The following is a 7,255-nucleotide window of genomic DNA, read 5'->3' as shown; positions in this document are numbered from 1 at the left end:
ATAACTATGCGAGACGCGCGCCTCATCCGTTCCTTGGATGGCGACGCTCCAACCGTCTCCCTGGTGAAATTAGCGCTGTGGAACCACCCGATCCCATCCCGAACTCGGAAGTGAAACGCAGCCGCGCCGATGGTAGTGTGGCTCAAGCCATGCGAGAGTAGGTCATCGCCAGGGGCTTTACCCCGCAAACCCCCAGCCAATCGGCTGGGGGTTTGTCTTTTGCGCGAGATAAAATCGAATTGGCATTGGGACGTCGCGCCGCGCCCATATATCCAGCGAAGCCCGGGCCGACGCCCATGTCACTTCCCTGCAGGCCCTGGATCTCGCCATGCCAGAATTGCCAGAAGTCGAAACCACGTTGCGCGGGCTGGAGCCCCACCTGCTCCGCCGTCGCATCCACGGCGTGATCCTGCGCAGGCCTGACCTGCGTTGGCCGATCCCCGCGGAAATCGAACGTGAACTGCCTGGGGCGAAGATCACCGCACTCCGCCGGCGCGCCAAATATCTCCTGCTTGATACAGAGCACAACGGCAGCGCGCTGTTGCACCTGGGCATGTCGGGAAGCCTGCGCGTTTTGCCGGGTGATACGCCCGTACGCGCACACGATCACGTGGACATCAGCCTCGATAACGGTCGGTTGCTGCGATTCAACGACCCACGCCGCTTCGGCGCGTTGCTCTGGCAGGCACCCGGCGAAACCCATCCCCTGCTGGCGGATCTGGGCCCAGAACCCCTCTCCCCCGATTTCGATGGCGACCAACTGTTCGACTTGAGCAGGGGCCGGCGCGCACCGGTAAAAACCTTTCTCATGGACCAGGCCGTGGTTGTGGGCGTTGGCAATATCTATGCCGCGGAAAGCCTGTTCAGAGCGGGCATCAGTCCTCTGCGCGAGGCCGGGAAAGTTTCCCGCGAGCGCTACCAGAAGCTTGCAGACGCCGTGAAGGAGATCCTGGCGCACGCCATTCAGCGTGGCGGTACTACCTTGCGCGATTTCATCAGTCCGGACGGTGCGCCCGGCTATTTCGAGCAGGAGTTGCTGGTCTACGGCCGCGAGGACGAACCCTGCCGCAGCTGCGGAAAGCCGCTTCGGCACGCCACCATCGGCCAGCGCGCCAGCGTCTGGTGTCCGCGCTGCCAGCGTTGACGCCTTCACCCCGGTCGGCCCGTTCACGGCTATAGTCCGCGCCATCTACGGTGTAAGGACTGCACCATGGCCGAGTCGACGGATATCACCCTCTGGCTGGATTCCGCGCGCGCGGGCGACCGTGCCGCGCTTGATCGCGTCCTCGCCACGCTCTACCGCGAGTTGCACGCCATGGCGCGCCGGCAGCTGGCGGGCCAGCAGAACCACACGCTCGACCCGACCTCCCTCGTCCACGAGTCTTACCTGAAGTTGCTCGGCGCCAGTGGTGGCGCCCGCTTCGATGATCGCGCGCACTTCTTCGCCTACGCGGCGTCGGCGATGCGCAGCGTCGTCGTGGACTACGCGCGCAACCGCCTGGCCCGCAAGCGCGGCGGCGACCTCAAGCGCGTAGCCGAAATTCCTGAAGACAGCGACAGCGGCGTGCGCCTGGATGAGAACCTGCTTGCGCTGGATGTCGCGCTCAACCGCCTGCATTCGGTCGACGAACGCCTGGCCAAGGTAGTCGAACTGCGCTACTTCGCTGGACTTTCCGAGCAGGAGATCGCCGAGCTCATGCAACGCTCCGAACGCAGCATCCGGCGTGACTGGCAGAAAGCGCGGATGCTCCTGCTCGCCTCGATGCAGGAAGGATGAGCCAACGCCATGGACGCGCGCCGCTGGGCCCAACTCTCGCCGCTGCTCGACGAGCTGCTCGAACTGGATGAAGACCTGAGGGCACAGCGCCTGCAACAACTCGCGCAGGCCGAGCCCTCGCAGGCCGCCGAACTGTCGCGGCTGCTGGCGATGGAAAAGCAGAGCACCGGCTTCATTGCCGAGCCATTGCTCGGCTATCACGATCAATCCGCCGCCCGCGGCGATCGCGTGGGCTGCTACCAGCTCCATGAACTGCTCGGCGAAGGCGGCATGGGCCAGGTCTGGCTGGCGACGGACGTCCGCCGCACCGTACCCCTCCAGGTCGCGCTGAAGCTCTTGCGCCCGGACCTGGCCGACCCGCACCTGCGGGCCCGCTTCCTGCGCGAACGCGACACCCTGCTGCAGCTTTCCCACGCGCGCATCCCCCGGCTGCATGACGCAGGCGAAGAAGGCCAGCTCTACCTCGCGCTCGAATACGCCCCGGGGGAGCCGATCATCGACTACTGCCGGCACCATGCCGCCACGCCCCGCCACTGCGTCGAACTCTTCCTGCAAGTGTGCGAAGCGCTGGAACACGTGCACGCGCAGGACATCGTCCATCGCGACGTGAAACCGTCCAACATCCTGGTCGACGCCTACGGCGAGGTGCGCCTGCTCGACTTCGGCATCGCGTGCCGGCGCGGCGAATCGCTGGAGCCGGCGCCCGACGATGCCACGCGTGCATTCACGCTCCACTATGCGGCGCCCGAGCAGATCCGCGGCGAAGCGGTCGACACCACGGCCGACGTCTACTCGCTCGGCGTGGTGCTCTACGAACTGCTGACCGGCCAGAAGCCTTACCGCCTGCGCCGCCAGAGCGATGCGGAATGGGAACGCGCGGTGCTGCGCGCGGAGGTGACGCCGCCCTCGGCCCTGGTCCAGCGGCAACCGGCAAACGCGGCCGCACGTCGGGCGTCGTGCCTGCGCGGCGACCTGGACGCCATCGTGCTGAAGGCCCTGCAGAAAGCCGCCACCCAACGCTATGCCAGCGTGACCGCGCTCGCCACCGACCTGCGACGCTGGCAGCGCGGCGAACCCCTCATGCCGCCGGCATCCGCCTCGTCGACAGGCTGGCTGCGGCGGTGGCGCCGCAGTCCCTTGCCGCCTCCCGCGCAGGCCTGACGCAACGCCTTTGCCCGCCGCGCCGCTGCGGTGACAATAGGGGCGATCGCAGCGGAAGGGCTACATGCGCGCACTCCACGGTTCTTTTCTCTTGCTCGGCTTGGTCGCTAGCATCGCACCCGCGGCGGCCGGCCCGGATACCTCCCGCCTCGTGCTCGACAACGGCACCGTCAGGCTGGAAGCCACGCCCGCTTTCGGCGGCCGCATCCTGTCCTGGCACCTGGTCGGCGAACCCAACGTGCTGAAGATCGGCGAGGCGGCCATCCGCGACCAGCCCCGCCCGGCGTTGTCCGCGACGGCAGGCGATATTCCGTATCTCGGCCATGACGTATGGGTCGGCCCGCAAAGCCAATGGTGGCTGCACCAGGACGTCAATCCCGCGCGCCGCGACGCCGCCGCGAACTGGCCGCCCGATCCCTATCTCTCCTTGGCCAACGTGCGCGTGCGATCCCGGGACGCACGCCAGTTCACCGTGGAAGGCATCGACAGTCCCGTGACCGGCGTGCGCCTGCGCAAGCAGGTTCGCCTGGACGAAGAGTCGCCGGACACCGTGTGGGTGGAAGCGCAGGCCCGCAACGTGCGCGCCACGCCGGTGTCGTGGGATCTCTGGTTCAACACGCGCGTCGCCGCCGACACCCGGGTGTTCGTGCCGGTAGCCGATGCGGAGCGGGATATCGACCTGCAGGCCTCCACCGATCCGGGCACCACCGCGCCGCGGCACGCCTGGAACGCCGGCCTGTTCGTGCTCACCGCGCAATCGGCCGACTCGCCGCTGATCCAGCGCGGCAAGTATCGCCTGCAGCCGTCCTCCGGCTGGATGGCCGGCTTCGCGGGCCACCAGATGCTGCTCATCCGCTTCGAGCACCAGCCGCGCGAGCGCATCCATCCGGAGCAGGGCCAGGTCGAGCTCTATCTCGATGCGCCGTCCTACGCGCGGGGGCAGGGCCTGATGGAAATGGAAGTCCACGCCCCCTATCGCCAGCTCGCCCCGGGCGAACGCATGCACGCGGCCGAACGCTGGACGCTGCTGCGCTATGACGGCCCGGACGAACTCAAGGCGCAACGCGACTTCCTCTGCCACCACGCGGTCCGCCTGCAGCTGGAAGGCGCCTGCGCGCCCTGACGGCGCGTATTCATCGGCCAGCCATCGGTTCGCCGACCGGCTGGCTATGATGTGCGTTCTTCCCCCACCTGCTGCCAAACGGCCCATGGAAAGACGCCAATTCCTCAAGAACGCCGCCGCCGCGCTCGCCGGTCTCGGCCTGCCGACGATCCCGGGCTGGGCCCTGGCCGCCGACGCCGTGGGCCTGCGCCGCCTGGGCGAGCCGCAGCCGTTCGACTTCGCCTGGCTGAAGGGCCAGGCGCGGGCATTGGCCAACGCGCCGTACCAGACCCACAAGCGCGTGCTGCCCGGCCCGGTGGAAAGCCTGACCTGGGACCAGTACCAGTCCATCGGCTATCGCCAGGACCATGCCCTGTGGGCGGACAAGCCCGGCAAGTTCCAGGCGAAGTTCTTCCACCTCGGCCTGTACTTCCATTCGCCGGTACGCATGTTCGAAGTGCTGGACGGCAAGGCGCAGGAGCTGGCGTACGATCCGGCCGCGTTCGATTACGGCAAGAGCGGCCTGCAGGGCAAGGGCCTGCCGCGCGACCTGGGCTTCGCCGGCTTCCGGCTCAACACCCGCCAGGACACCAACCGCGACTTCGCCGCCTTCCTGGGCGCCAGTTATTTCCGCGCGGTCGGCGCCGAAGGCCAGTACGGCCAGTCCGCGCGCGGCCTGGCGATCGATACCGGCACCGGCAAGCCGGAGGAATTCCCGGACTTCATCGCCTACTACCTGGAAAAGCCGGCGGCCGACTCCAACACCGTCGTCGTCTACGGCCTGCTGGATTCGCCCAGCGTCGCCGGCGCCTACCGCTTCGCCATCACCAACGGCGAAGTGCTGATCATGGACATCGACAGCGCGCTGTACCCGCGCAAGACCATCGAGCGCCTGGGCATCGCGCCGTGCACGAGCATGTACCAGACCGGCGAGAACGACCGCCGCATGGCGTGGGACTGGCGCCCGGAAATCCACGATACCGATGGCCTGTCGATGTGGACGGGCAGCGGCGAGTGGATCTGGCGTCCGCTGGCCAATCCGCCGCACCTGCGCTTCAACATGTTCGTCGACGAGAACCCGCGCGGCTTCGGCCTGCTGCAGCGCGACCGCAACTTCGACCATTACCAGGACGACGGCGTCTTCTACGAGAAGCGTCCGTGCCTGTGGGTGGAACCCAAGGCTGGCTGGGGCAAGGGCTCGGTGCAGCTGGTCGAAATCCCTACCGTGGACGAGACCTTCGACAACATCGTCGCGTTCTGGAACCCGGAAGCCAAGCCGCAGCCGGGCCAGGAGCTGCTGGTCGGCTATCGCCTGTACTGGGGCGCGCATCCGCCGGCGTCCTCGCCGCTGGCGCTGTGCGTGGCCACGCGCACCGGCCTGGGCGGGGTGATCGGCCAGAAGCGCGAGCATTTCTCCTGGCGCTTCGCGGTGGATTTCGCCGGTGGGGAGCTCGCCGCATTGGCCAAGGCCAACAACCTGCAGGTCGAAGCCGTGCTGCAGGTGTCGCGCGGCAAGACCGAGATCGTTTCGGCGCGGCCGCTGCACGAGATCTCCGGCTACCGCGCGATGTTCGACGTGGTGCCGCCGGACGATTCGACGCAGCAGATCGACATCCGCCTGTACCTGCGCCTGCAGGGCAAGCCGCTCACAGAAACCTGGCTGTACCAGTGGACGCCGCCGCCGGCGTCGGAGCGCAAGCTCTACTGAGCGTGAGCGCGCCGCGCCCCGATCAAGGCGCGGCGCATCGGCTCAGGGATGCTCGTCCTTGGGCTTGGCATCGGACGGCGGCTGCTTGCCGAGGTCCTGCACTTCGCCGATATCGACGCGGCCCGGGCTGCGGCCGTCCCAGACGTAGTCCTGCATCTGCCAATACGCCTCGGGTTCCCAGAACTCCTTGGCGTAGAACACTTCCGGGTCGATGTTGCCGCCGCGCGCGGTGGTGATCGACAGCGACGAGGCGCCCGAATAACCCAGCAGCCCGCCGGTGCCGCGCAACGCCTCGCGACGCATCACCGTCGCCTGCCGAGGCTTGGCCACGGCGTCGCCGTATTCGCCGAGCATCTTCTGGTCCAGCGTCACCGCGCGCTTGCGTTCGTCGGGCGTGAGCGCGTTCCAGTACTGCATCTTGCGGGCCGCGAACGCGTCGTAGCCACGCTCGGCGGCCAGCGCCATCCACAGGAAGCCCATCACGTGATCGGCCTGCACGCCCTGGCCTTCCCAGTAGATTTCGCCCAGGCGGGCCTGCGAAGGCTTGTCGGCATAGCGCGCGGCGAGCTGGTATTGCTTGCGCGCCTCGGCGAAGTCACCGCGCTTGTCTGCGGCGGTGCCTGCCTTGCGATAGAAAAGATCCAGGTGCGCTTCGAGGAAGCCGTCCGTGAGCACTTCGGCGGGAAAATCCTGGAAGGCCCGCGTGGGATCGGTGGCCGATGCGGGCTGGGCGAACAAGCCGAAGGCCAGCCCGAGCGCACACAGGCGAAATGCATGTCGCATGATCTCTCTCCTTGAGACTTCGACTGGATTTTCCACAATCCCGCCGCGCGGACAACCCAACCAACGACCTAGCCCGCGCGCGCATTCACCAGGGCAGCGACTCCTGCAGCGGCTCGATGCGTCCTTCGCCACGCATGATCCGCTTGTATTCCGCGCGGCTCACCGACACGTAGCGCTCGTTGCCGCCGATCTCCACCTGCGGCCCATCCTGCACCGCGTGGCCGTGCTCATCCACGCGCACGGTCATCGTCGCCTTGCTGCCGGTATGGCAGATCGTCTTGATCTCCTGCATCTCGTCGGCCCACGCCAGCAGGTACTGGCTGCCCTCGAACAGCTCGCCGCGGAAGTCGGTGCGCAGGCCGTAGCACAGCACCGGGATGCGCAGCTGGTCGACCACCTCGCTGAGCTGCCAGACCTGCGCGCGGGTGAGGAACTGGGCTTCGTCCACCAGCACGCAGTCCAGCTTGCCGAGCCCGGCGATGTCCTCTTCGACCAGCCGCAGCAGGTCGCGGTCGCGATCGAACGACACGCCTTCGGCCCGCAGGCCGATGCGCGAGGCCACCACGCCGCTGCCGGCGCGATGGTCCAGCTTGGGCGTGAGGATCAGCGTGCGCATGCCGCGCTCGCGATAGTTGTGGGCGGACTGCAGCAAGGTCGTCGTCTTGCCCGCATTCATCGCCGAATAATAGAAATAGAGCTTGGCCATGCCGCCAATTCTAGCGGC

7 protein-coding genes and 1 rRNA gene are annotated in these 7,255 nt (G+C 67.4%); 6 read left to right on the top strand and 2 right to left on the bottom strand.

Translation table 11 applies throughout. The features are described 5' to 3' along the window. Nucleotides 1-59: 59 nt before the first annotated feature. The 6 genes from rrf (at nucleotide 60) to ARC20_RS05775 (ending at nucleotide 5,748) form a co-directional block, all read left to right on the top strand. A 5S ribosomal RNA gene (rrf, locus tag ARC20_RS05800) occupies nucleotides 60-174 on the top strand. 154 nt (nucleotides 175-328) lie between these two features. Further along, nucleotides 329-1,144 carry a bifunctional DNA-formamidopyrimidine glycosylase/DNA-(apurinic or apyrimidinic site) lyase gene (gene mutM / locus ARC20_RS05795; protein ID WP_057645675.1) on the top strand — a complete coding sequence of 272 codons (816 nt, stop codon included), beginning with the start codon at nucleotides 329-331 and terminating at the stop codon, nucleotides 1,142-1,144. A 66-nt stretch (nucleotides 1,145-1,210) separates the two neighbouring features. Continuing rightward, nucleotides 1,211-1,777 carry an ECF-type sigma factor gene (locus ARC20_RS05790; RefSeq protein WP_057645673.1) on the top strand — a complete coding sequence of 189 codons (567 nt, stop codon included), beginning with the start codon at nucleotides 1,211-1,213 and terminating at the stop codon, nucleotides 1,775-1,777. A 9-nt stretch (nucleotides 1,778-1,786) separates the two neighbouring features. Next, a complete protein-coding gene (locus ARC20_RS05785; RefSeq protein ID WP_057645671.1) occupies nucleotides 1,787-2,938 on the top strand; it encodes a serine/threonine-protein kinase in 1,152 nt (383 codons plus the stop codon). A gap of 64 nt (nucleotides 2,939-3,002) precedes the next feature. Next, nucleotides 3,003-4,061, top strand: coding sequence for a DUF4380 domain-containing protein (locus ARC20_RS05780; protein WP_081418050.1), 1,059 nt, complete (start codon nucleotides 3,003-3,005; stop codon nucleotides 4,059-4,061). Between the two features lie 85 nt (nucleotides 4,062-4,146). Beyond that, complete coding sequence (locus tag ARC20_RS05775) at nucleotides 4,147-5,748, top strand: OpgD/OpgG family glucan biosynthesis protein (RefSeq protein ID WP_057645665.1); 1,602 nt, start codon at nucleotides 4,147-4,149, stop codon at nucleotides 5,746-5,748. 42 nt (nucleotides 5,749-5,790) lie between these two features. On the opposite strand, the gene ARC20_RS05770 is transcribed toward ARC20_RS05775, so the two are convergent. Continuing rightward, nucleotides 5,791-6,531, bottom strand: a complete 741-nt coding sequence (locus ARC20_RS05770; protein ID WP_057645663.1) for an SEL1-like repeat protein — start codon at nucleotides 6,529-6,531, stop codon at nucleotides 5,791-5,793. An 85-nt stretch (nucleotides 6,532-6,616) separates the two neighbouring features. Continuing rightward, the gene (locus ARC20_RS05765; protein WP_057645660.1) at nucleotides 6,617-7,237 is read right to left on the bottom strand and encodes a thymidine kinase; all 621 of its coding nucleotides are present in this window, start codon (nucleotides 7,235-7,237) and stop codon (nucleotides 6,617-6,619) included. Nucleotides 7,238-7,255: the final 18 nt, after the last annotated feature.

Source organism: Stenotrophomonas panacihumi, assembly GCF_001431645.1.
Taxonomy (GTDB): Bacteria; Pseudomonadota; Gammaproteobacteria; order Xanthomonadales; family Xanthomonadaceae; genus Stenotrophomonas_A; species Stenotrophomonas_A panacihumi.
This window is presented reverse-complemented; position numbering and strand designations above follow the sequence as displayed.